The 23,254-nt window shown below is 71.4% G+C and carries 17 protein-coding genes and 2 pseudogenes; 7 read left to right on the top strand and 12 right to left on the bottom strand.

What is annotated here, in order from left to right; all coding sequences use genetic code 11:
- Positions 1-185: 185 nt before the first annotated feature.
- The 10 genes from ACGF2V_RS27760 to ACGF2V_RS27715 all read right to left on the bottom strand — a co-directional run bounded on the left by ACGF2V_RS27760 (position 186) and on the right by ACGF2V_RS27715 (position 12,151).
- Positions 186-1,034 (bottom strand): fumarylacetoacetate hydrolase family protein, encoded by an 849-nt coding sequence (locus ACGF2V_RS27760; RefSeq protein ID WP_362627357.1) that lies wholly within the window; start codon positions 1,032-1,034, stop codon positions 186-188.
- 50 nt (positions 1,035-1,084) lie between these two features.
- Positions 1,085-2,113 (bottom strand): hydroxyacid dehydrogenase, encoded by a 1,029-nt coding sequence (locus tag ACGF2V_RS27755; RefSeq protein WP_362627360.1) that lies wholly within the window; start codon positions 2,111-2,113, stop codon positions 1,085-1,087.
- Positions 2,097-3,170 (bottom strand): dihydrodipicolinate synthase family protein, encoded by a 1,074-nt coding sequence (locus tag ACGF2V_RS27750; RefSeq protein ID WP_362627363.1) that lies wholly within the window; start codon positions 3,168-3,170, stop codon positions 2,097-2,099. The genes ACGF2V_RS27755 and ACGF2V_RS27750 overlap by 17 nt, the downstream gene beginning before the upstream one ends.
- Positions 3,171-3,176: 6 nt before the next feature.
- Positions 3,177-4,205, bottom strand: a complete 1,029-nt coding sequence (locus tag ACGF2V_RS27745) for an NAD-dependent epimerase/dehydratase family protein (protein WP_362627366.1) — start codon at positions 4,203-4,205, stop codon at positions 3,177-3,179.
- A 6-nt stretch (positions 4,206-4,211) separates the two neighbouring features.
- Positions 4,212-5,159: a carbohydrate ABC transporter permease gene (locus ACGF2V_RS27740; protein ID WP_389044851.1), complete on the bottom strand. Its 948-nt coding sequence runs from the start codon at positions 5,157-5,159 to the stop codon at positions 4,212-4,214.
- 2 nt (positions 5,160-5,161) lie between these two features.
- A complete protein-coding gene (locus ACGF2V_RS27735) occupies positions 5,162-6,067 on the bottom strand; it encodes a sugar ABC transporter permease (RefSeq protein WP_362627370.1) in 906 nt (301 codons plus the stop codon).
- Positions 6,068-6,174: 107 nt separating this feature from the next.
- Complete coding sequence (locus ACGF2V_RS27730; RefSeq protein ID WP_362627373.1) at positions 6,175-7,428, bottom strand: extracellular solute-binding protein; 1,254 nt, start codon at positions 7,426-7,428, stop codon at positions 6,175-6,177.
- A 62-nt stretch (positions 7,429-7,490) separates the two neighbouring features.
- Complete coding sequence (locus tag ACGF2V_RS27725) at positions 7,491-8,747, bottom strand: Gfo/Idh/MocA family oxidoreductase (protein ID WP_362627376.1); 1,257 nt, start codon at positions 8,745-8,747, stop codon at positions 7,491-7,493.
- A gap of 133 nt (positions 8,748-8,880) precedes the next feature.
- Positions 8,881-11,037: a peptidase C14 gene (locus tag ACGF2V_RS27720; protein WP_389044854.1), complete on the bottom strand. Its 2,157-nt coding sequence runs from the start codon at positions 11,035-11,037 to the stop codon at positions 8,881-8,883.
- Positions 11,038-11,323: 286 nt separating this feature from the next.
- Entirely contained in the window at positions 11,324-12,151 is an 828-nt protein-coding gene (locus ACGF2V_RS27715; protein WP_362630761.1) for an IclR family transcriptional regulator, read from the bottom strand.
- A 285-nt stretch (positions 12,152-12,436) separates the two neighbouring features.
- Between ACGF2V_RS27715 and ACGF2V_RS27710 the strand changes: the two genes are divergently transcribed.
- The 7 genes and pseudogenes from ACGF2V_RS27710 to ACGF2V_RS27680 all read left to right on the top strand — a co-directional run.
- Positions 12,437-13,807, top strand: a complete 1,371-nt coding sequence (locus ACGF2V_RS27710; protein ID WP_362630764.1) for an aspartate aminotransferase family protein — start codon at positions 12,437-12,439, stop codon at positions 13,805-13,807.
- Complete coding sequence (locus ACGF2V_RS27705) at positions 13,807-14,994, top strand: mandelate racemase/muconate lactonizing enzyme family protein (protein WP_362630766.1); 1,188 nt, start codon at positions 13,807-13,809, stop codon at positions 14,992-14,994. Before ACGF2V_RS27710 ends, ACGF2V_RS27705 begins: the two co-directional genes overlap by 1 nt.
- Positions 14,991-15,836 (top strand): amidohydrolase family protein, encoded by an 846-nt coding sequence (locus tag ACGF2V_RS27700; protein ID WP_362711202.1) that lies wholly within the window; start codon positions 14,991-14,993, stop codon positions 15,834-15,836. The genes ACGF2V_RS27705 and ACGF2V_RS27700 overlap by 4 nt, the downstream gene beginning before the upstream one ends.
- A gap of 232 nt (positions 15,837-16,068) precedes the next feature.
- Positions 16,069-16,908 (top strand): SDR family oxidoreductase, encoded by an 840-nt coding sequence (locus ACGF2V_RS27695; protein WP_362630772.1) that lies wholly within the window; start codon positions 16,069-16,071, stop codon positions 16,906-16,908.
- 81 nt (positions 16,909-16,989) lie between these two features.
- Positions 16,990-19,167, top strand: a complete 2,178-nt coding sequence (locus tag ACGF2V_RS27690) for a peptidase C14 (protein ID WP_389044857.1) — start codon at positions 16,990-16,992, stop codon at positions 19,165-19,167.
- Complete coding sequence (locus ACGF2V_RS27685; protein ID WP_362710987.1) at positions 19,164-20,096, top strand: GNAT family N-acetyltransferase; 933 nt, start codon at positions 19,164-19,166, stop codon at positions 20,094-20,096. Before ACGF2V_RS27690 ends, ACGF2V_RS27685 begins: the two co-directional genes overlap by 4 nt.
- A 52-nt stretch (positions 20,097-20,148) precedes the next feature.
- Positions 20,149-21,279: pseudogene (locus ACGF2V_RS27680) on the top strand (DUF4158 domain-containing protein); the annotation flags it as partial.
- A gap of 203 nt (positions 21,280-21,482) precedes the next feature.
- On the opposite strand, the gene ACGF2V_RS27675 reads toward ACGF2V_RS27680, so the two are convergent.
- Entirely contained in the window at positions 21,483-21,947 is a 465-nt protein-coding gene (locus tag ACGF2V_RS27675) for a GNAT family N-acetyltransferase (protein WP_362710985.1), read from the bottom strand.
- A gap of 132 nt (positions 21,948-22,079) precedes the next feature.
- A pseudogene (locus ACGF2V_RS27670) lies at positions 22,080-23,051 on the bottom strand (site-specific integrase).
- Positions 23,052-23,254: the final 203 nt, after the last annotated feature.

Raw genomic sequence — 23,254 nt, 5'->3', positions numbered from 1 at the left:
GACGGCCGGGGTCGCGTGAACGGCTCGACCGCCTGGACGGCCAGTACCGTGCGGATAACTCCCCGGGTTCCGCGGCCAGGGCGGGGGGGGGGGGGGGGGGGGGGGGGGGGGGGGGGGGCGGGGGCGGGGGGGGGCCCCCCGCCCGGGGGGGGGGCGCCCCCCCCCCCCCCCCGGTCCGGACCGTGTCAGGCGGGCCGGCAGACGCTGCGCTGGCGTCCCAGGCCCGAGATCTCGACCTCCATCACGTCGTCCGGTCCCAGGTAGGGGAAGCGGCCGGACAGCGCCACACCCTCCGGGGTCCCGGTGTTGACGATGTCACCGGGCTCCAGCACCAGGTACTGCGACAGGTGGTGCACCAGATGCGCCACGCTGAAGATCATGTCCGCGGTGCTGGAGTCCTGCCGCGGCTCGCCGTTGACGAAGCTGCGCAGCCGCAGCCGCTGCGGGTCCCCGACCTCGTCGGCCGTCACCAGCACCGGGCCCAGCGGGTTGAACGTGGCGCAGCTCTTGCCCTTGGACCACTGACCGCCCGACTCCTCCAGCTGGAAGGCGCGTTCGGACACGTCGTTGCTGACGGCGTAGCCCGCGATGTGCGCGGCGGCGTCGGCGGGGGAGTCCAGGTACGAGGCGCGGCGGCCGATGACGACGGCCAGCTCCACCTCCCAGTCGGTCTTCTTCGAACCGCGCGGGATCAGCACGTCGTCGTACGGGCCGACGACCGTGTTCGGCGACTTGTAGAACAGGATCGGCTGCTCTGGCGGCTCGCTCCCGGACTCCGCCGCGTGCGCCGCGTAGTTCTGGCCGATGCACAGCAGCGCGGAGGGACGGGCCACGGGGGCGCCGATCCGCTCGCCGGTGATGTCGACCTCGGGGAGCATGGGCTCGGCGGGGACCAGGTGCGGGTTGTCCGCGAGTGCGGCGAGGAACGCGCCGTCGATGTCGTCGGTGATGCCGGACAGGTCGTAGTGACGGCCTTCTGGACAGACGAGGACCGGGCGCTCGTGGCCGGGCTCGCCGATGCGCATCAGTCGCATGGGGAGGAACTCTCTCAAGGGGTAGGGGTGTCGGGGCTCTCGCGGGCGGCTCAGTGCAGGCGGGCGAGGGCGTCGACGGTGACGGCGTGCGCCGGGGGACGTCCGGCGAGCAGGCGCAGCACCTCGTCGACGGCGCTCGCGCCGAGCCGCCGACGGCACTCGACGGTGCCCGCCGCCTGGTGCGGGGTGAGCAGGACGTTCGGCAGGGAGCGCAGCGGGTGGTCCACGGGCAGCGGCTCGGCGTCGAAGACGTCGATCGCCGCGTCCAGCCGGCCCGACGACAGCTCGGCCAGCAGCGCGTCCTCGTCGACCAGCCACGATCTGGAGGTGTTCACCAGGCCCGCCCCGTCCGGCATCAGCGCGAGCTGAGCCGCGCCGATCATCCGGTGCGTCTCCTCGGTCACCGGCGCGTGCACGGCCACGATCCGGCTGCGCGACATCAGCGTCTCCAGCGGGACGGACCGCACGCCGAGCGCCTCCGCGTCCGCCTCGGACAGGTACGGGTCGGTGACGCTCACCCGCGCCCCCATCGCCCGGACCAGGGCGATGTAGGCGCGGCCGGTGCGCGAGGCGCCGATGACCCCGATGTCGCTGCCGTGGATCTCGTGCCGCGGCGGTGCCTCGCTCGCCGCCGCCCACGCGGCCCCGCCGCGCAGCGCGTGGTCGAAGCGGTGGACGCGGTGCAGCAGCGCGAGCGTGAACGCGAGCGCCACCTCGGCGACCGGGCGGGCCATCGCGTCCCCGGCCTGGGTGACCGCGATGCCCCGCCGGAACACGTCCTCGGAGACGTACGGGGCGACCGCCGAACCGGTGTGCGCCACCAGCTCCAGCCGGTCCGCCGAGGCCAGCAGCCCGGCGTCCACCTTCGGCGAGCCCCATGCGGTGATCAGCGCGCGGGCACCCGGCAGCGCGGCGGCGACCGCCGCGCGGTCCCCGTGGTCGTCCAGGACCGTCAGCTCCGCCGCCCGCTCCAGCTCCCGCCACACCTCGGTGGCGAAGAACTGGGCGCGCAGCCGGGGCGGTACGGCGACGACCACCCGATCGCGCCGGGTGGTCGCCGGGTCAGGACAGCCAGGCATCGAGGTGCTCCGCGACGAAGGCGTCATCGGTCAGCCACGGGTAGGCCGCGGCCACCCTGCTGATCTCCTCGGCCTGCCCGGGGGACAGCGTCTCGGCCGGGTCCAGGCACCGGATGTTCGCCAACAGGCCCTGGCGGTAGAGGACTTCGTGCACGCCGGCGATGCAGCCCCGGAACGCGCCGAGCACGTCGAAGACCGCGCTGTTGGCGTCGGTCAGCTCGGCGCGGCGGGTCAGGCAGCGCACCATCGCCTCGTGGTCGCCCGCGCGCGCCCTGCGCACGTCGTCGAGGAGCGTCACCGCGGAACGCGTCCACACCGCCCACTGCCCGAGCAGCCCGCCCGCGAACCAGCGCCGGGTGCCGTGCACCGTCTCGTACGGGGTGAGCAGGTCGCCGATGATGTCGTCGTCGTTGCCCGTGTACAGCGCCACCTCGTCGGCGCGGTCGGCGGCGGCGACGGCCTGGATGACGTCGGCGGTGCGGTACCGGTCGAAGGGGGCGATCTTCACCGCGACCGTGTTCGGCAGGTCGGTGAAGGCGGACCAGAAGCCCGGCGACAGGTAGCGTCCGCCGACGGCGTCCTGGAGGTAGAAGCCGATCACCGGCAGCACCTCGCCGACCGCCCGCGCCCGGTCCAGCAGGCCCTTCTCGTCCGCTCCGGGCACGGCCGGGCTGAGCAGCACCGCGTCGTAGCCGAACTCGGCTGCGGTCTCGGCCTCGGCGACGGCCTGCGTCGTGTACCCGCAGGCCCCGGCGATCTTGACGAACGGACGGTCGGCCTCGGCGTCGATCGTCTCGGCGGCGAGCTCCAGGACCGGCCGGAACAGACCGACCTCCGGTTCACGGATCTCGAACTGGGTGGTGTGCACGGCGACGGCGACCCCGCCCGCGCCCGAGGCGAGGTAGTAGCGGGTCAGCGCCCGCTGCCGCCGCTCGTCGAAGGAGCCGTCCGCGTGCAGGGCCAGCGGATGGGCGGGGATCACCGCGCCGTGGGCGAGAGCATCCAGGGCGGGTGAGGAGCGGGTGGGGGCGGACTGGGCGGGGGGAGTGGGAGACATGGGGAATCAGAACCTTCCGTCACGGACCTGGAACTTGGTGGGCTTGCCGGACAGCGGCAGCCCGCGGCGCAGCCAGTCTGCCTGCCACTCGACCAGGGTGCGCAGGGTGACGTCCGGATAGCCGAACAGTGCGTGGCAGCGGCTCGCGTCGGAGAGCAGCGCGGTGGGCGCCTCCTCGCCCTCCAGGACCGGCTCCCGGTCGAACTCCTCGCCGAACCACCGGGCCAGACGGCGTACCGACGCGGTCTCCGGGCCGGTGAGGTTGAGGGTGAACGGCTCGCCGCCGGTGGCGTGCAGCAGCGAGCGCAGGGCGACCTCGTTGGCGTATCCCTGCCACACCACGTTCGCGTGACCGGTCGTCACGTCGACGGGCTCGCCCGCGTGCACCCGGTAGGCGATGTCGGCGAGGACGCCGTAGCGCAGGTCCACCGCGTAGTTGAGGCGGATGTTGGCGACCCGGGTGCCCCGGGTCAGCGCCGCGTGACCGAAGATCCGCTCACGGCCCAGGCACGACATGGCGTACTCGCCGACCGGGCCGACGGGGTCGCTCTCGGTGCAGCCGCCCGAGGAGACGGGCACCAGCGGGTACACGTTGCCGGTGGAGAACGCGGCGATCCGCGCGTTCGACCAGCGGCGCGCCACCCGGTCCGGCATGGCGGCGTTCACCGCCCAGGCGTGCGAGGGCGCCCCGGCGGAGCCGAACTTGGCGCCGACCATGAAGACGATGTTTCCGGCGTCGGGCAATGTGGCGAGGTCGGCGGCCGGGTCCATCAGGTCGAAGGCGACGGTGGAGACCCCGGTGGCCTCCAGCGCGTCGGCGGCGGCCCGGTCCGACCAGCGGGAGACCGCGTACACGGTCACGTCCGAACGGCCCGCGGCGTCCAGCGCCCGGCGGGCGAGTCTGCACAGGCTGGGGCCCATCTTGCCGCCGGCGCCGAGCACCAGCAGATCGCCTTCGAGTCGGCCCAGGTCGGCGACGAGCGCGGGGGAGGGGGTGGAGAGCCGCTCCTCCAGAGCGGCTTCATCGGTGAACATTCGTTGTTATCCCTTGATTCCGGACGCGGTGACGCCCTCGGTGAAGTAGCGCTGGCCCACCATGTACGCGGCGAAGATGGGCACGAACGCGATGACGGAGCCGGAGAGCACCACATTGAGCGGCACGTTCTGCTGCTGGAGCGAGGCGATGCCGACGGTGAGGGTGCGCATGTCGGTGGACTGCCCGATGACCAGCGGCCACAGGAAGTCGTTCCAGTGCCACAGGAAGACGAACACCCCGAGCGTGGCCAGGATCGGCTTGAGCAGCGGCAGCACGATCCGGTAGAAGATCTGCCACTCGTTGCAGCCGTCGAGCCGGGCCGCCTCGAAGAGTTCGTCCGGCAGCCCCTGGATGAACTGGCGCATCAGGAAGACCGCCTGGGCGTTGGCCAGCGTCGGCAGGATCAGACCCCAGTAGGTGTCCACGCCGCCCAGCTTCGCGATCATCGCGAAGGTCGGGATCATCGTGACGTGGTACGGGACCATCACCATCGACAGGAACGACCAGAACATCGTCTCCCGGCCCGGGAAGCGCTTCTTGGCGAAGGCGTACCCGGCGAGCGAGGCGAGCAGCAGCACGAAGACGACGGAGACGACCGAGTAGAGCAGGGTGTTGAACAGCCAGCGCGGCACGTCCTGGGCGTTCATGACGGTGTCGTACGCCTCGCCGCTCAGCGGCCACGGCAGCAGGCTGCCGGGGAACTCGACCGCCGCGGACGGCTTCAGCGAGAGCACGACCATCGCGTAGAACGGGAAGACCGTGACGATCGCGGCCACCGTCAGCAAGGCGGCGCGGCCGATCCGGCCGGCCCGGGTGGGACGCATGCCGTGCGGGACGGTCTCGCGCTCCGCGAGCTTGCGCAGTCGGCGTTCGGCCCGGCGCGCGGCCCGGTCGGACGTCGCGGGAGCCGTGTCCGGGGGCGGGGTCCCGGTCTTTGCGGGTGCTGCGGTCATGGTCACTGGTCCTTCCCGATCACGAGCCGCTGGAGCAGCGCGACCACGACGGTCAGCGCGAACAGCGCGACACCGATGGCGGAGGCGTAGCCCAGGTCGAAGTACTTGAAGCCCGCGTCGTAGAGCTGGAAGACGAGCGTGTAGCTGGCGTTGGCGGGGCCGCCGCCGGTCATCGTGTACACCGCGTCGAAGACCTGGAAGGAGGCCGTCGTCTCGATCACGGCGAGGAAGAACAGGGCGGGCTTGAGCTGCGGCAGCACGATGTACCGGAACCGCTGCCAGGCACCGGCGCCGTCGGTGAGCGCCGCCTCCTCCAGCTCCCGGGGTATGTCCTGCATCCGGGCCAGCAGGATCAGCATCCCGTACCCGAAGCGGGACCAGATGCCGACGATCGCGAGCGCGGGCAGCACCAGCACGTCGTCGGAGAGCCAGGAGCCCTCGGACATCCCGAACAGGCCCATCAGCGTCGACCACGGGCCGCCGGTCGAGAAGATCCAGACGAAGACGGTGGCGGCCAGCACCAGCGAGGTGACGACCGGCAGGAAGAACACCGACCGGAAGAACTTCGAGCCGCGGAACGCGCGACGGGTGATCAGTGCCAGCGACACCGACACGATGAGCGTGCCCGGCACGGCGAGCACGGTGTACAGGACGGTGACCTTCAGCGCCTGCCAGAACAGCGGGTCGTCCCACAGGCGGGTGAAGTTCTCCAGGCCGATGAAGCTGCCGCCGCCGGTCAGGGTGTAGTCGGTGAAGCTCATCAGCACACCGGCGATGCCCGGACCGAACCGGAAGGCGACGAAGAGCAGGAAGCACGGGAGGACGAACAGCAGGCCGATCCTGGCCTCGCGGCGTGCATGCGGCCCGCTGCGACGGCCCCGGCGGGTGGGTTCCGCGACGACTGCCACGGGGATCTCCTTGCGGTGCGGGGGAAAGGGCGGGGGCGGACGGGACCGCCCCGGTGGGATGCGGGGCCGGGATCCGGGTGCGGCCGGATGCGGCCCCGCACCCGGTATCAGCGGCCGAGCAGCGCCTGCGCGGCCTTCTGCGCGGCGTCCAGCGCCTCCTGCGGGCTCTTCTTGCCCAGCAGCGCGGCCTGGATCTCCGGCGCGAGCACGCCCTGGACCTCACGGGACTTGTCCTGGAGCGGGCCCACGGTCATGCTCGGCAGCGTGGCACCGACCGCCGTCTGCAGCGCGTCGCCCGGGTACAGGTCGCCGCCGGACTTCCGGGCCGGGAAGTAGCCCGCCTCCTTCTGCAGACCGGCCGCGTTCTTCGACTCGGCGACGAAGTTCAGCCAGTCGCCGGTGTTCTTCTTGTCGGCGCCCTTCAGCATCGACAGGGCGCCGATCGTGCCGTAGCCGACCGACTTGACGTCCTTCAGCGGCGGCTGGACGACGATGTTCTCCTTGCCCCAGAACGGCTCGACGTCCGCCGGGACGTTCTGCCAGGTGCAGGCGACCTTGCCCTTGGCGATCGGGGTCTGCTCCAGCTTGGGCGTGGTCGTGATCATGTCCTTGTCGGTGTAGCCGCCGTCGACGAGCTTCTTCAGATACGTCAGCGCCTTGACGCCGGCCGCGTCGTTGAAGGTGACGGTCTTGCCGTCCTTGGAGAAGATGTCGCCGCCGGCCTGCCACAGCAGCGGGTAGAAGGTCATGTTCAGCGTCTGCTGGGTGTCACCGCTGTGGCTGGTGGCGTAGTAGCCCTTCGCCTTCAGCTTCGGGGCCAGCGCCTCCAGGTCCGCCCAGGTGGTCGGGTATTTCTTCTCGCCGATCGCGTCGAACACCCGCTTGTCGCAGATCAGCGGGTTGGCGCTGGTCAGGATCGGGGTGGCGAGCGCCTTGCCGTCGATCGTGACGGACGACAGCGCGAAGTCGGTGTAGTCGGACTTGGCGTCGGACGGCATGTACTCATCGGCCGGGACGATGTTCTTGGCGTACTTCGGCAGCTGGTCCGGGACCAGGTAGACCGCGTCCGGGCCCTTGCCGGAGGCGATCGCGGTGGCCAGGGCGGTGTCGCGGTTGGCCCACGGGAAGGTCTCCACCTTGACCTTGACGCCCGCGTGCTCCTTCTCGAACGCCTTGATCAGGCCGTCCCAGTACGCCTTGTTCTTGGCCTCGTCGAAGATGACCGGGTAGGTCCACATGGTGACGGTGTTGTCGTCGCCGCCGCTGGAACAGCCGGCCAGCACACCGACGGCGAGCGCGGTGGCCACGACCGGGGCGGCGACGGCGCGGACTCTGGAACGACGGGTGAGAAGACGGGACATGAGGGGGTCCTCCGAGGACGTGAGGGTGGAAGAGGGAAGAGGGGACGACGTCCGGTGGGACGTCACCGGGCGGGCACCGTCTGGACGGTGCCGGTGTGCCGGGCGCGCTCGGCGGCGAACGCCGCCAGATGACTGCCGAGCGAGGTGGCGGGACCGGAGCGGACGGCCCCGGCGTCGCCGTCGGCGACGGCGGTGACGAACGCCTCGACGAGCGCGGCGTCCCCGCCGCCGTGCCCGTCGGCCGCGTTCGACCCGGACGCGCCCAGTTCGTGGACGGTGGACTCGCCGGTACGGAAGTCCTGCACGGTGACCCGCTCGCCGTCACCGATCAGCCAGCCGTGCGAGCCGAAGATCCGGGTCTGCCGGTGCGTCTGCTCGGTGAAGGCAACCATCTGGAAGGTGGCGGTCACCCCGCCCGTCAGCCGCATGGCCAGGACCTGGTGGTCGACCACGTCGTTGTCGCCGCGGTACGCGCAGACGCCGTACGGCCCCTCGCGCAGCGCCCGCAGCAGCCCGGCCTCGTCGGTCGCCTCGGTGACGTGGGTGACCGGCCAGACCGCGCCCTTCTCGCGCAGCGTCGGAAGGTACAGCTTCGGCGCGCTGTACGGGCACCCGGGCTCGACCGCGCAGTCGAGACACCGCTCGGCGGACCCGGCCGGGGCGTTCTCCGGCCGGAAGTGCTTGAGCCCGCCGAAGCTGGTGACCTGCTCGATCCGGCCGCCCATGACGTACGTGATCCAGTCCAGGTCGTGGCAGGACTTGGCGAGCAGCATCGGGGAGGAGTCCTTCTCGCTGCGCCACGGGCCGCGCACATAGCTGTGGGCGTAGTGCCACCAGCCGACCGGTTCCAGGTGGTCGATGGAGACCAGCTGCCCGAGTACACCGGAGTCCACGACCTTCTTCACCAGGTCGGTGTAGGGGGTGTACCGCATGACGTGGCACACCGCGAACAGCACGCCCGCCCGCTCCACGCCCTCGACGATCCGACGGGTCTCCTCCTCGGTCGGGGCGAGCGGCTTCTCGGCGAGGATCGCGTAGCCGGCCTCGGCCAGGGCCAGCACCGGCTCCACGTGGAAGCGGTCCTGGGTGGCGACGACGACGGCGTCGGCGATCCGGTTCTCGACGAGCGGGCGCCAGTCGTCGAATTCGACGGGGGCGCCGGCGGCGGCCCGCGCGGAGGGGCGGGGATCGGCGACGGCGACGAGTTCGGCGCGCTCGGGGTGCGCCTTGATCCACTCGGCGTACGTCAGACCGCGGTTGCCGGCGCCGACGAGCGCGACGCGGACGGGCCGGCCGGTGATCGGGGTATGCGTGGACACGGGGAATCCCTGGTGCTCGGTGGGGGAGGGCCTGTCGTGTGGATCAGGCCGGGTCAGGCAGCGGGGTCTGGTGCGCGCGTGCGTGCCAGCCCCCGCGAGCCCGGCATGATCCGGGCGAGAGGCCCTCACGTGGTCAGAAGCGCAGCGTGGCCGCGGTGTGGGAGATGCGGTCGCCCTCGTCCGGCAGCGCGGTGCGCTCGGTGCCGTCCTCGACGCAGCCGGTGTGCAGCAGATGGCTGCCGGCACCGGTGAACGCCGCGGGCCGCAGTTCGAGCCGGCCGCCGGTGAAGGTGGAGCCGGTGGCCCGGTAGCGGTTGGGGCCCTCGGTGACCAGGACGTGGGCGGTGCCCTTGGGCGCGGTCGAGTCGAGGCCGGTGAGCTGCCAGTCGACGGTCCGTCCGGCGCCGGTGCGGGTCAGCAGGGCGCCGTCCTTGTTGGTGCCGTTCAGGCGTGTGCCGTCGATCCGCAGCCGCTGGTCCTTGTCGGAGGCCAGCTTCAACCCGGTGTCGCGGAGTTCGCCGCCGAGGACGGTGATGTCGGCGTGCTTGAGCGAGACCGGGGCGGCGTCCTTGGAGCCGGTCAGGACGCACTGGTCCAGGACGAGCGGCCCGGTGCCGTTGAACACCGCGCCGTCGACGCCCTTCAGCGTGGTGCGCTGGAGGGTGATCGGGGCGGCCGCGTTCGCCTGGGTGATCTCCGCGCCCGCGGCGAAGGAGAACGAGGAGTCGGCGATCACGTTGGGGCGGGCGGACAGGTCCGAGGCCCGGGACACGATCAGCGGGCCGGTGGCGGTGCAGCCGCGCATCTGTACGCCGTCGGCGTTGACCCAGAGCATTCCGGAGCCGGACAGCGACTTCTTCCCGATGACCAGGACGTCTTCCAGGGTCAGATCGGTGATCTTGACGCGGGCCACGAACCAGGAGCAGGCGTGCCGGCGCACCGTGATCCGCTTGGCCCTGCCGCCCCACGCCGCACCGGAGTTGGCGAAGGTCATCAGACCCGAGTTGCCGGTGTAGACGAGGTCGTGCTCGAACTGACCGTGCGTCACGAACGGTCCCTCGTCGTCCCCGTCGCCGTGGCAGTTGGTCACGTAGCAGTACGCGGAGGCGGTGAAGTCGTTCAGGTGGCGGGCGTTGGAGGTGTGGCAGTCCTCGACGTGCCCGTACAGGCAGTAGATCTGCTGGGTGAGGTAGCCGGCGCCGCCGTACGTGACGGACTTCGGGTTGGTCAGCGAGCACTGCTCGGTGCGGTAGTACGTGCACCAGCGGCGCATCACCACCGGCCAGAAGGTGCCGATCGCCTCGATCCCGGAGACGTCGCAGCGGACGGCGTACTCGTACGCGACCGGGTGCGAGCCGGACATCTCGTCGTCGCCCCAGCCCTCGAAGACCATGTTGCGCACGTGCGCGTTGCGTACGGGCTCGATCCGGGTCCAGGTGAGCCGTCGGCCCGCGGCCAGGTCCCAGCCGATCTGGTAGTTGACCCGGATGTGCGTGCCGTCGACGACCTGGGTGACCTGGACGAGACGCTGGATCTCCTTCTCGTACTTGCCGGCCAGGGCGTTGACCTCGACGGCCCACCACTGGCCCACCGCGAACTTCGAGGAGTCGCCGACCTCGAAGAGGTCCGAGAGGTCCGGCATCGCCGCGCTCAGGGTGTGCTCGACGGTGGTGTCGGTGACGGTGCCGCGGAAGGAGAGGACGGCGCCGAAGGGGTTGTCGTGGGTGTTCTTCTCGATGCCTTCGGTGCGTATGCGGTGGCCGCCGAAGTCGAGTTCGATGTTCGAGCGGTCGAAGAGGTGGCGTCGGGTGAACAGGAGATCGGTGTGGGCCTCGATGCGGTGGACGCTGTCGTCGGCGATCATGGCGTCGAGGGCGGCGTCGGCGGGGTTCTTCGCGTCGAAGTGGCCGAAGGTGCGGAAGTCGAGGGTGCCGGTGTGGAGCTGGTGCCAGCGGCCGGGTCCGGGGTGCTCGGTGTCGGGGGCGATGACGGTGCCGCCGTTGTGGGCGGTGGTGGACTTCTTGTGCCAGCGCACGGCCATGCCGCCGCCGTCGCCGGGGGTGTGGTGGCCGGCGACCAGGACCTGGGTGCCGTCGGGATACGGTTTCGTGTTCAGCGCGCGCAGCGCGGCGACCGTGTCGACCCGCAGGACGTCGCCCGCGCGGGCCGGCGCGGCCTGCGCGCTGCCGGACGCCACGGCCGTGGACGCCACGACCAGACCGGCCAGACCCGAAGCCCGCAGCACAGCACGACGGGACGACGGGGCGGTGGGGTGATGCGGAACGCTCATGCGGACTTCGCCTTCCGAGAAGCGCCGGGGATGGGGGAGCGTTCCTGCGATGGACTGCCGAGAGGCGGATGGCTGAAGAGGTCCGGTCGTCGGAGGTTCCGGACGCGGTGGGCAGGCGTCGGAAGCAGACCGGAAAGGAGTGTGAAGCGCGAATGACGGGAAGATGTCCTCGCGGTTGGCAGGGAACCTACGGCGGGTTGTGCCGATCGGTCAAGACCCGAATCTGCCGGAACGCCTCGTCAGTTGCTCTGCCGGGCGGCGCGACGGGGCACACGTCGACCCGTTCCTACGAGGCGGACGAGGCGTCCCCCGCGTCGTCGATCCAGCCGAGGGAGCGGCTGATCCGCCGGGCCGCGTCCCGTACCTGGCCGCCCAGTTCCTGGTAGCGCCAGGCCGGCAGACCGAGCTTGAGGCCCGTGATGGAGACGGCTCCGGCGCACACCGAGCGGTCGTCGAGGATGGGGGCGCCGATGCAGATGACGCCCTCCGCGTCCTCCTCGTCGTCCAGGGCGTAGCCGAGCCGGGCGATGTCCCGCAGGTGCGCCAGGAGCGTGTCCCGGTCGGTGATCGTGCGGGAGGTGCGCCCGGGCAGTCCGGACCGGTCGACGACGGCGGCGGCCTCGCTCTGCGGCATGGCGGACAGCAGCGCCTTGCCCAGGCCCGTGCAGTGCGGCAGCTCGCGGTGGCCCATCCGCAGATCGAGGCGGACCCGCTGCTCGAGTTCGACCTGGTCCACGACGACCGCGTAACCGTCCTCGGGGATCGCGAGCCGGGACTCCATGCCGGTGGTCCGGGTGAGTTCGCTCAGGACGGGGCGGGCCACCCTGCGCAGGGAGACCTGCGAGCGGGCCCGGTCTCCGAGCCGGGCCAGGCTCATGCCGAGCCGGTAGCGGCGGTTCATGCCCTCGCCGTCGTCCGAGACCAGACCGTAGGCGCGGAGGGTCTGGAGCATGCCGAAGGCGGCGCTCTTGGAGATCGAGCAGGAATGTGCGACCTCCGTGACGCTCAGGCCGTTCCCCTGCGTGGGGGCGGCGAGCGCTTCGAGGATGTCCGCTGCCCTGGCCACGCTCTTGACCCAGTACTTCGGTTCTTCTGCAGCAGAGCTGTTCCTCATGTCCGAACAGTTTAGTGCCTGAGCAGGGGGTCGACGAGGGCCTCTACCTGCAGAAAGGCCGAGAACAGACGGCCTGCTGTCCGAAAGGGGGTTGACCGTCCCCAGGGGCGGTCGTACTATCCAAACGCTGTTCTGCTCTACAGAACAGCGTTTGGAAAAACGAACCACCCACGCACCACGGAGCACTCTCTTCCTGCGGCGACTGCCGGGCGGATGGCGCCAGGGACTCACGGGCCGGGCAGGGCCCGCGACAACCGACGACTCTCGACGCAAGGAGCAAGCGATATGAGTTCAGGCCCGGCCGGCAACGAATCCGGAGCCCGACTCGCCGAGCGCGCCCGCCGGGTCGTACCCGGCGGCGTGAACAGCGGTCAGCGAAGCGTTCCCGGACTGACCGACCTCGTCGTCACCGGCACCGACGGCGGGCGTTTCCGTACCGCCGACGGACGCGAGTACATCGACTTCCACTCGGCGTTCGGCCCGCCGCTGCTCGGTCACAACGACCCCGACGTGGCCCGTGCCACCGCCGAGGCCGGTGCCACCCTCGGCCACATGGGCGTCGGCGTCACCGAGGGCGAGGTCCTCCTCGCCGAACAGCTCGCCGAGCTGATCCCGTCGATCGAGAGGGTGCTGCTCACCAGCACCGGCAGCGAGGCCACGTTCCACGCGCTGCGCGTCTCCCGCGCCGCCACCGGCCGCCGCCTCGTCGTCAAGTTCCAGGGCTGCTACCACGGCTGGCACGACTCCGTCAGCCTCAACGTCATCTCCGCCCCGGACAAGGTCGGCGGCCACGACCCGATCTCCACCGGCATCCTGCCCGAGGTCCTCGAAGCCACCCTCGTCCTGCCGTTCAACGACAGCGAGGCCGTCCGCCGCGCCTTCGCCGAGCACGGCTCCGACATCGCCGCCGTCATCGTCGAACCCGTCCCGCACAACGTCGGCACGCTCCTGCCGTACCAGGAATTCCTCACCACGCTGCGCGAGGAGACCCGCAAGGCCGGCAGCGTCCTGATCTTCGACGAGGTCATCACCGGCTTCCGCCACGACATCGGCGGCTGGCAGAAGATCTGCGGCGTCACCCCCGACCTCACCACCCTCGGCAAGGCCATCGCCAACGGCGCCCCCGTCGGCGCGATCGGCGGCCGCGCCGACCTCATGGACCTCTTCTCCACCATCCCCGGCGCCCCCGCCTTCTTCGCCGGCACGTACAACGGGCACCCGTCCGTCGTCGCCGCCGCCCTCGCCACGCTGCGCAAGCTTCGCGAGGAGCCCGTGCACGAGCACGTCTTCCGGCTCGGCGAGCGGGTCCGCACCGAACTGACCGGGCTGTACGAGCGCCTCGGCGTCCCCGCCGTCGTCACCGGCTACGGCTCCGTCTTCGTCAGCTACTTCATGCCCGGCCAGTCCCCCCGCACCTATGCGGACCTGCTGAACAACGACGCCTCCCTGTTCGTCGGCTACCGCCGCAGGCTCCTGGAGCACGGCCTGTTCGAGCTGCCGCTCAACCTCAAGCGCAGCCACATCAGCTACGCCCACACCGACGCCGACGTGGACCGACTCATCGAGGGCACCGAGGCCGCGGTCGAGGCCGTCCTCGCCGACGGAGGCGCCCGCGACCTGGAGAACACCTCCACCATGGGCGGGGCGACCCGCTGATGCTCACCGTCAACAGCAGCCGCCCGGCCGGCCCCGCCGGACGCATCAGCCGCGTCGAGACCCTGATGCTCGGCACCGCCTGGCGCGACTTCGGCTACGTCCGGGTGCACACCGACGAGGGCCTGTCCGGCATCGGCGAGATCACCCACCCCTACCGGGTCCGCGAGGTCTGCGCCCTCACCGAGTCGATCGCCCAGCGGCATCTCGTCGGCGCCGACCCCTTCGACGTCGAGGAGCTGTGGCTCCGCGTCTACCAGGGCGACTTCCTGCGCGGCGGCGACATGGGCGGCATCGCCCTGTCCGGTCTCGACCAGGCCATGTACGACCTGATGGGCAAGGCGCTCGGGGTGCCCGCCTACCGCCTCACCGGCGGCGCCTGCCGCGACCGCGTCCGTGTGTACGCCAACGGCTGGTACACCGGTGAACGCGAACCCGAGACCTTCGCCGCCAAGGCGAAGGAGACCGTGGCCAAGGGCTTCACCGCCCTCAAGTTCGACCCGTTCGGTCCCGGCCTGCACGAACTGGAGCGCGCCGAACTGCGCCGCTCCGTCGACCTGGTGGCCGCGGTCCGCGAGGCCATCGGACCGGACGTCGACCTGTTCGTCGAGGGCCACGCCCGGTTCGCCATGCCGACCGCCGCCCGCCTGGTGCGCGAGCTGGAACCGTTCGACATCGGCTGGTTCGAGGAGCCGATGCCCTGGACCCACATCGAGCGCTACGCGGAGCTGCGGCAGCGCGCCGCGTTCCCGATCTCCGGCGGCGAGCACTTCCACAACCGCTACGAGTACAAGCAGCTGTTCGCCACCAACGCGGTCGACATCATTCAGCCCGACCTCTCGATGGCCGGTGGCCTCACCGAGGTCAGGAAGCTGGCCGCGATCGCCGACACCCACGGCATGCTGGTGGCCCCGCACAACTCCAACTCGCCGCTCTGCACCACCGTCTCGGTGCACGCGACGCTCGGCATCCCCAACTTCAAGATCCTGGAGACCTTCGACGGACTCCTGGAGGACTACGTCTTCGACGCGCTCAAGGGCACCCTCCCGATCACCGACGGCCACATCGGCCTGCCGACCGCCCCCGGGCTCGGTGTCGAGCTCGTCGACGAGGTCTTCGAGGAGCACCCGCCCAGCCACCGGTTCTGGAACATGTTCGCGGACGGCTGGGAGAAGCGGAACCGGACATGATCGTCGATGTCCACTCGCACCTCTTCCGGCACAGCCACGACTTCACCGACCCGTTCAGGTCCGACTCCGCCCGCGCCCACGCGGGCGAGGTCGACCTGACGGTGACGTGGGAGGAGTACGCGGCCACCGCCCCCGAGGGCACCCGCACGATCGTCGTCGGCGGCAAGGCGCGGCGCAGCGGACTGTGGGTCGACGACGCGGCCGTGGCGGCGTACGCGGGAGAGCACCCGGACCGGCTCATCGGATATCTCTCCCTCGACCCCACCCAGCCCGGCTGGCAGGGCGAACTCCGTTACGGGCACCAGGAACTGGGCCTGCGCGGCATCAAGCTCATGCCGATGTACGCGGGCTTCGACCCCGCCGCCGAGGAGTACGACGAGCTGTACGGCTACGCCGAACGGCACGGGCTCCCGCTCCTGGTGCACACCGGCACGACCTTCGTGTCGGCGGCGCCCCTGGAGTGGGCGATGCCCCGCCACCTTGACGCCGTCGCCATCCGCCACCCCGAGCTGCGGATGGTCCTCGCCCATCTCGGCCACCCCTTCGAGGGCGAGTGCATCGCGGTCATCCGCAAGCACCCGCACGTGTACGCGGACATCAGCGCCCTGCACTACCGGCCCTTCCAGCTCTGGCACAGCCTCCGGCTGGTCCAGGACTACGGGGTCTTCCACAAGCTGATGTTCGGCAGCGACTACCCGTTCACGACGGTCGACGACTCGGTGAGGGGGCTGCGGGAGATCGCCCGCGTCCCCGGCATTCCGGGGCTGCCGCCGCTCGACGTGGACGCGGTGGAGGAGATCATCCGCCGGCCGTCGCTGGACCTGCTGGGCCTGAACGGCTGAGAGGCCGCCGGGCGAACCCGCGATACGAGGTCACCCGACAGCCTCCGACCCGGCCGTTCCCGTGGACCTGCCGGTGCGGCGGCCGGACGCCCCCCGTCCGCGTCCGCCGCACCGGCAGCCGGGCCGCCGCGCACCCACCCCCTGTGTCCCGCGCGGCGGCCCCCCTTCGCGTACGCCCCGCTCTCCGTACGTCCCCGCTCCCCTGTACGTCTCCGCCTGGAGGAACCCCGCCATGACCGCAGCCGCCCCGCACCGCCCCCACGACCGCTTCGACCTGACCGGACGCACCGCGGTCGTCACCGGTGCCGCCCGGGGCCTGGGCCGGTCCTTCGCCGTCGGGCTCGCCGAGGCGGGCGCCGACCTGGTCCTGGTCGACCTGCCCGGCGCGGAGGGGATCGACGCGACGGCGGCGGACATCGAGGCTCTCGGCCGCCGTGCCCGGGTGTACGGACAGGACCTCGCGGACATCGACGCGCTGCCCGGCTTCGCCGACGCCGTGCGCGCCGAGGCCGGACCGCTGCACATCCTCGTCAACAACGCCGGCACGGCGGCCCTGGAGCGCTTCAACGAGATCACGCCCGCGAGCTGGTCGCACATCATGCGGGTCAACGTCGACGCCGTCTTCTTCCTCAGCCAGCGCGTCGCCGAACACATGACGGCGGACGGCGTCGCGGGCCGCATCGTCACCGTCACCTCGAAGAACGCCCTGGTGGCGGAGGCGGGCCTGGCGCACTACAACGCCTCCAAGGCCGCCGCCCAACTGCTGACCGAGACCCTGGCGGTGGAACTGGCCCCGCACGGCATCACCGCCAACACCCTCGCCCCCGGCATGGTCGAGACCTCCATCGACGGTGAATTCCCCTTCGACCGTGAGGCGTTCGAGGACGCGTACCGCGAACGCATCCCGCTCGGCCGGTACGCGCGGCCCGACGAGTGCGTGGGTGCGCTGCTGCTGCTCGCCTCGGACGCGGGGGCCTATCTCACCGGGGCACGGATCGTCGTCGACGGGGGAGTGCTGGCCGACCAGATGCCGCGGACGCGCTTCATGCCGCCGTACCGGAACACCATCTGATACCCCACCGAGTGCCGTGACCGGCAGGCATTGCCGCGAGGGGCACGAGCACCCACCGACACCGCGAGGAGCACCTTCGTCATGTCCGTCCCCGCACCGTCCTCCGCCGGGCCCCCGGCACCGTCGTCCCCGTCGTCCCGTCGTGCTGTGCTGCGGGCTTCGGGTCTGGCCGGTCTGGTCGTGGCGTCCACGGCCGTGGCGTCCGGCAGCGCGCAGGCCGCGCCGGCCCGCGCGGGCGACGTCCTGCGGGTCGACACGGTCGCCGCGCTGCGCGCGCTGAACACGAAACCGTATCCCGACGGCACCCAGGTCCTGGTCGCCGGCCACCACGCCCCCGGCGACGGCGGCGGCATGGCCGTGCGCTGGCACAAGAAGTCCACCACCGCCCACAACGGCGGCACCGTCATCGCCCCCGACACCGAGCACCCCGGACCCGGCCGCTGGCACCAGCTCCACACCGGCACCCTCGACTTCCGCACCTTCGGCCACTTCGACGCGAAGAACCCCGCCGACGCCGCCCTCGACGCCATGATCGCCGACGACAGCGTCCACCGCATCGAGGCCCACACCGACCTCCTGTTCACCCGACGCCACCTCTTCGACCGCTCGAACATCGAACTCGACTTCGGCGGCCACCGCATACGCACCGAAGGCATCGAGAAGAACACCCACGACAACCCCTTCGGCGCCGTCCTCTCCTTCCGCGGCACCGTCACCGACACCACCGTCCGGCACGCGCTCTCCGGCACGGTCGTCGAACTCACCGACACCTTCCCGGTCCCCGACGCCAAGGCGTTCGAGGTCGGCCAGTGGTGGGCGGTCCGGGTCGCCCCGGTCGCGGGCGGCGGGCGGGACGAGCGCGAGCTGCAGAAGCTCGTGGAGATCACCGAGATCGTCGACGCGACGCACGTCCGGATCGGCTACCTCAACGGCTGGGAGCTGGCGAAGGGCCGCGAACTCACCTGGACCCGGATCGAGCCCGTCCGCAACGCGCATGTGCGCAACATGGTCTTCGAGGGCGCGGGCCCCGACGAGTACACCGGGTCCCACCCCGTCAGCTTCGAGTACGCCGTCGGCTGCGACGTCTCCGGGATCCACGCCACCGGCACCTTCTGGCCGGTGATCATGCGGCGCTGGTGCACCCGCTTCCGCACCGAGAACTGCTCGCTGAAGAACCCGCCCACCGTCGAGTACGGCGGCGCGGGCTACCTCACCCAGCAGATCTACTGCCTGTACGGACGCATCGCCGACTGCACGACCAGCAACGTCCGCCACCTCAACGACCTCACCGCGTCCGCCTACTGCACGGTCGTCAACTGCCATGGCGACGGCGACGACGCGGGCGGCAACCCCTTCACCACCCATGGCCAGTACGAGCACGACCTGCTCTTCGACGGCAACTCCGGCCTGATGGACATCGCCAACTCCGGGGCGCAGTGGGGGATCTCCGCCAAGCGCATCACCGTGCGACGGCACGTCTGCTCCTGGTTCACCGCCAACACCAAGATCACCGACCTGACCCTCGAGGACGTCACCGTGATCGCCCGGCCCACCTTCGACCAGGCGGGCACCCTGACCGTCAACGCCGACGGCGCCCAGGTCCGCGGCTGCACCGCCAGGACCTTCGCCGTCGCCCAGCGCTCGGCCCGGTCCACCCGGCCCACCACCGTCAGCGACTGCTCCTTCGAGCCGCCCGCGGGCGCCGTCCTCGTCCAGACCCCGGTCACCGCCCCCGTCCACTTCGTGCGCTGCGTCTTCAAGGGCGTCGACGGCGCGATCCTGCGCGGGGCCGGTGCCGTCCACTTCACCGACTGCACCGTCACCGGCGCCGGCGACGCCGCCCCGCTCTCCGTCGGCTCCGCCGAACTGCACATCGACGGCGGCCGGTACGAGAACACCGGCATCGAGCTCAGCGCCGTGCGCGACCAGCGGATCACCGTCACCGGCGGCGCCCGGCTCACCGGCACCAACAAGGCCGGGGTGCTGCTCGGCCGGGCGGCCGGACCGGGCAGGGTGACCTGGGACCTCATCGCGTTCAGCAGCGCGGCCCCCGGCCCGGGTACCGCCCATGTGCGCATCGCCGACGGCACCAACCACTACGCGGCGACCGGCGGCCGTTTCGCCGGCGGCTCCCTCCACCTCGCCCCCGAAGCCCTGGCCTCCGTCCTGCACACCGCCTGTGTGGAGGACGGCACGGAACGCACCGCCATGCCCGCCGACGGCGCCACGGTGCGCACGGAAGGAAACGTGATCCTGTGACCGCCCTCGTCCGCACCACGGCCCCGGCCGACGAACCGGCGCTGGCCGCCCTGTGGGAGCGCTGCTTCGACGCCCCGCACCTTCCCCGCCTGCACGCCCTCGACCCCGACCGCCACCGGCACACGTTCGTGGCGCAGAACGACCCGGACGGCGGGATCGACGCCGTCGTGGTCTACGTACCGAGGTGGATTCGCGACGCGCACGGCGTCCCACGACGGGTGGGCGGCATCGGCAGTGTCGCCACCCGTCCCGAGGCCCGCGGGCAGGGCCTGGTGCGGCGGCTGCTGGTGGCGACGGAACGCGTCATGACGGCCGAGGGGTGCGACTGGTCCCTGCTGTTCACCGGGACGCCGGGCGTCTACCGCAGCTCGGGGTGGCGGGAGTTCGCCAGTACGTACACCGAGGGGACGCTCGCGCCCGCGCCGGAGGCCGCGGCCTTCCGGATCCGCGCGGCCACGGGGCGTGACGCCGCTGCGGTGGCCGCCCTGCACGACACGTACAACGCGGACCGGCCGCTCAGCGCGGTGCGGACGCCGGAGGACTGGGCGGTGCGGGCGCCCGCCTGGTACGGCCCGCTCGAGGACTCGCTCGTGGCGGAGGACCCCGGATCGGGGCACGTCGTCGGCTGGATCGTGGCCCGGTACGACGGGGAGTGCGTAGAGGTCCACGAATACGCGGGCGCATCCGGGTGCCTGGGCGCGCTGCTCGCCGCCGTCGGCGAACGGGGCCGGGCGGCCGGGCTGGACCGGGCCCGGGTCCGGCTCCCCGACGGGCCCGTGGTCCGGGCCGCCCTGCCGGCCCTGCTGGCGGACGCCCGGACGGTGACGCAGCACGTGGGCATGGCGCGCCCGCTGCACGCCACCGAGGAATCGGTCCGGGCCACCGTCACCGCGCCGGGTGCGGTCCACTGGTTCGGCGACTGCTTCTGAGTACCGCTCGCGTACGGGGCGCCGCCGCGTCGCGGCGCCCTCGGCCGTCGCGTTGCCCTGGGCCGTCGCGTTGCCCTGGGTGAACGCGCGGGCCTGGACGACGGGCGAGGGGCCGAAGGCGTTGTTCGACGCGGCGGCCGGGTGGCTGCGGGAGCGGCGGGCGCTGCTGCCGGGGGTGACGACGCTGACGAGGCTGGTGGCCTCGGTGCGGGAGGCAGCGAACCAGCGGCTGTGGGACAGCCTGTACGGGATGCTGAGCACCGGGCAGCGGGCGGTGCTGGACTCTTTGCTGACGGTGCCGCCCGGCGAGCGGGTCTCGGAGCTGGACCGGCTGCGGCGCGGGCCGGTGCGGGTGTCGGGTCCGCAGATGAAGCGGGCGCTGGAGCGGGCGGAGGAGATCGCCGCGTTCGGGATGGGCGCCGTTGATGTATCGCGGATACCTCCGCGGCGGCTGGCGGAGCTGTCGCGGTACGGGGTGGACGGGAAGGCGTCGCTGCTGCGCCGGCACTCCGACGCTCGCCGCCTGGCGACGCTGCTGGCCACCACCGTGTACCTCACGTCGCGGGCGGTGGACGACGCGCTGGACCTGCTGATCGCGACGAAGCTGCTGGCCAGGGCGGAGCGCGAGAGCGCGAAGGAGAAGCTGAAGACCCTGCCGCGCGTGGAGCGGGCGTCGGCGAAGCTGGCGACCGCGTTCCAGGTCGTGTTCGACACCACGAGTGAGCAGGTCGACACCGACACCGGGGAGATCGCCCCGCCGAAGGTGGAGAGCCTGGAAGGGATGTGGGCGGCCATCGAGCAGGTGGTGCCCCGGCACGAGCTGGCCGCGGCGATCGCCGCGCCGTTCGAGCTGACCCCGCCGCTGGACTCGGATGCCGACGAGGCATGGCGGGCCATGCTGATCAACCGGTTCGGCACCGTCCGCCCGTTCTTGAAGCTGCTGATCACCGTGGTGGACTTCGACGCCACCTCGGAGGGCGAGGCCGTACGGGGCGCGTTGCTGTCACTGCCGGAGCTGATGGGCCGCAAGAAGGTCGGCCCGGCCGAGATCGACGCTGGCTTGCTCACCGGCTCCTGGCGACGCCTGGTCCTGGCGGCACCGCACCTGGAGCCGGGCACGGTGGACTGGAAGGCGTACACGTTCTGCGTGCTGGAGCACCTGCACCGGATGCTGCGCAGCAAATCGCCGCGGCGAAGCGGGCGCGGGCGGCGAGACCGCTCTGCGCGGTCCGGCTGCCCGGGCCCTTCGCGCCGGCGGACGGCACCCGGGAGGCCGCGGCCGGGGCTATTCCCCCTGCTTACAGTGTTGCTGGTGAGCCATCAGCGGGAGTTCCAGCGGCAGGGAGACCGTCGTGCGTGATGTGCCGGTGCGGCAGAAACGCGGGTTCAGCTCAGTTCCAGCACGCCCACCGTTTGGTCTCCGCTGGTCTCTCCGGTTGGGCGGAAGCCGAGTGCCAGATAGAAACCCGCTGGGCCATCCGCTCCGGGATGCCAGGTGGTCGTCAGCCGCGTGCCTCCTCGGCGCCGGATCTCGTTGGCAACGGACTGTACTGCGAAGCGTCCGTAGCCTCGGCCCTGCTTTCCATCAGCGATGTTGAGACGCCAGAGTCCGGAGCGGAAGTCGGTTCCCTTGCCGGTCCAGTCGATGTCGAAGAAGGCCATGAGGAACCCGACGACTTCGTCGTCGTCGCAGATGAGCCGGGGCCATGCGATGCCGGGGTGGACGTATGCCTCGGCGAGTGACTTCACCACGGGTGCCACCAGGTGTTCTTGGTCGGGGCGGACTCTCAGGTCGATAGCGCTCTCGAAGTTGTCAGGAGTGATCTCTTGCAGGTGCAGCGAAATTGGCATGTCCGCACTCTAAGGAGGCGCTGCAAGTGATTTCCGAAGCGTGTTGGCCATGATCAGCCGACAGACCGGTACTTCTTGGCCCAGTCGTCGGTGCGTGGGCTCTTTCGGGTCCTCCCGGGGCTGTGCTGTTGGTCAGCGGCGCGTGTTGCCGGGTGCAAGCAGGCTGGTCAGATCAGAGATCGCCTCGGGGGACGGCTTGAAGTAGCGGCGGACGTTCTCCGGCTTCTTATGCCGGGACTTCGCCATCAGCATCAGCAGGGAGGCACCCTGCTCCCCGAGGTGGGGGCGGAATGGCGGTACTCGTGCAGGTCCCAGCCGGTCCCCGGCCCACGCACTGCGGTCTGCTCGTCCAACAGGACGCGGGCCTGACCGTAGGAGAGGCGAGCCAGGCCGGTGTCCGGGCACACGTCGCGCGGGCTGACGACCTTCCCCGGGCCGGGGCGGCGGTGGGTGACGAACACCGGGCCGCGGGTGCGGCCGCGCAGCAGGCGGGGCAGGAGCCCGGGCGGTGCCGGCGTCCCAGTAGACGGTCTCCAGTACGAAGTCCTCGCGCACCTGCCCGCGGCGGCGGACCTTGCTGCGGGCACCCTTGGCCTTGACCAGGCAGCGGCGGGCGGCGAGGTCCAGGTCCTCGATGTTCACTCCGAGGATCTCCTCCGAGCGACCGGCGGTCTCGTGGAGCATCCGCCACAGCGTCTTCTCCCGCAGGTGGACCTCGCGCCGGGCGATGAGTCGGTCCACCGCCAGCTTCGAGCGGGCCGGGGTCTCGGAGTCCGGCACCGACAGCCGCTTCGTCCAGGCCGGGACCGCCGGGCCGTCGTAGCCGTACTCCGCGCACCGCCCCAGCCACGACAGCACCGCCGCCCGGCGGGCGTTCCAGGTATTGACCGCCGCGCGGCCCCACAGCAGTTCCAGGGCCTCGCCGATTTCGTCGTCCGCGACCGACCCGAGCGGGCGGGCCTCCCCGATCCGGTCGGCGGTCTTGCCGACGCCGACTCAGTAGCTGCGGACGGTGTTCGGGTTGCGGAGCGAGTCGAGGAAGGCGTCGGCCGCCGTGCGGACGGTCAACGCCTTCCCGGCCGGCAGTTGCACGACGTTGGGCACCGCTTCCCCCTTGCCACGGATAACGGGGCCGCTTCATGTACGGCCCGGCGGACGTCACCGCAGGTGACGAATCAAGCTCCCGCAGATAATAGGGCGTTATCCGTGGAACAACTTCAGACTCGTCGCGAGACCGACTTACCGTCAGGCGCCACCAGGAACGATGAGGGCTTAGCGCCGGTTTTCGTTCCGATGTTCCTCGACCC

Origin of the sequence: Streptomyces sp. NPDC047982 (genome assembly GCF_043204165.1) — a bacterium.
Lineage (GTDB): Bacteria > Actinomycetota > Actinomycetes > Streptomycetales > Streptomycetaceae > Streptomyces.
Note: the sequence above shows the minus strand (reverse complement) of the source record. Positions and strands in the feature narration are given on the sequence as shown.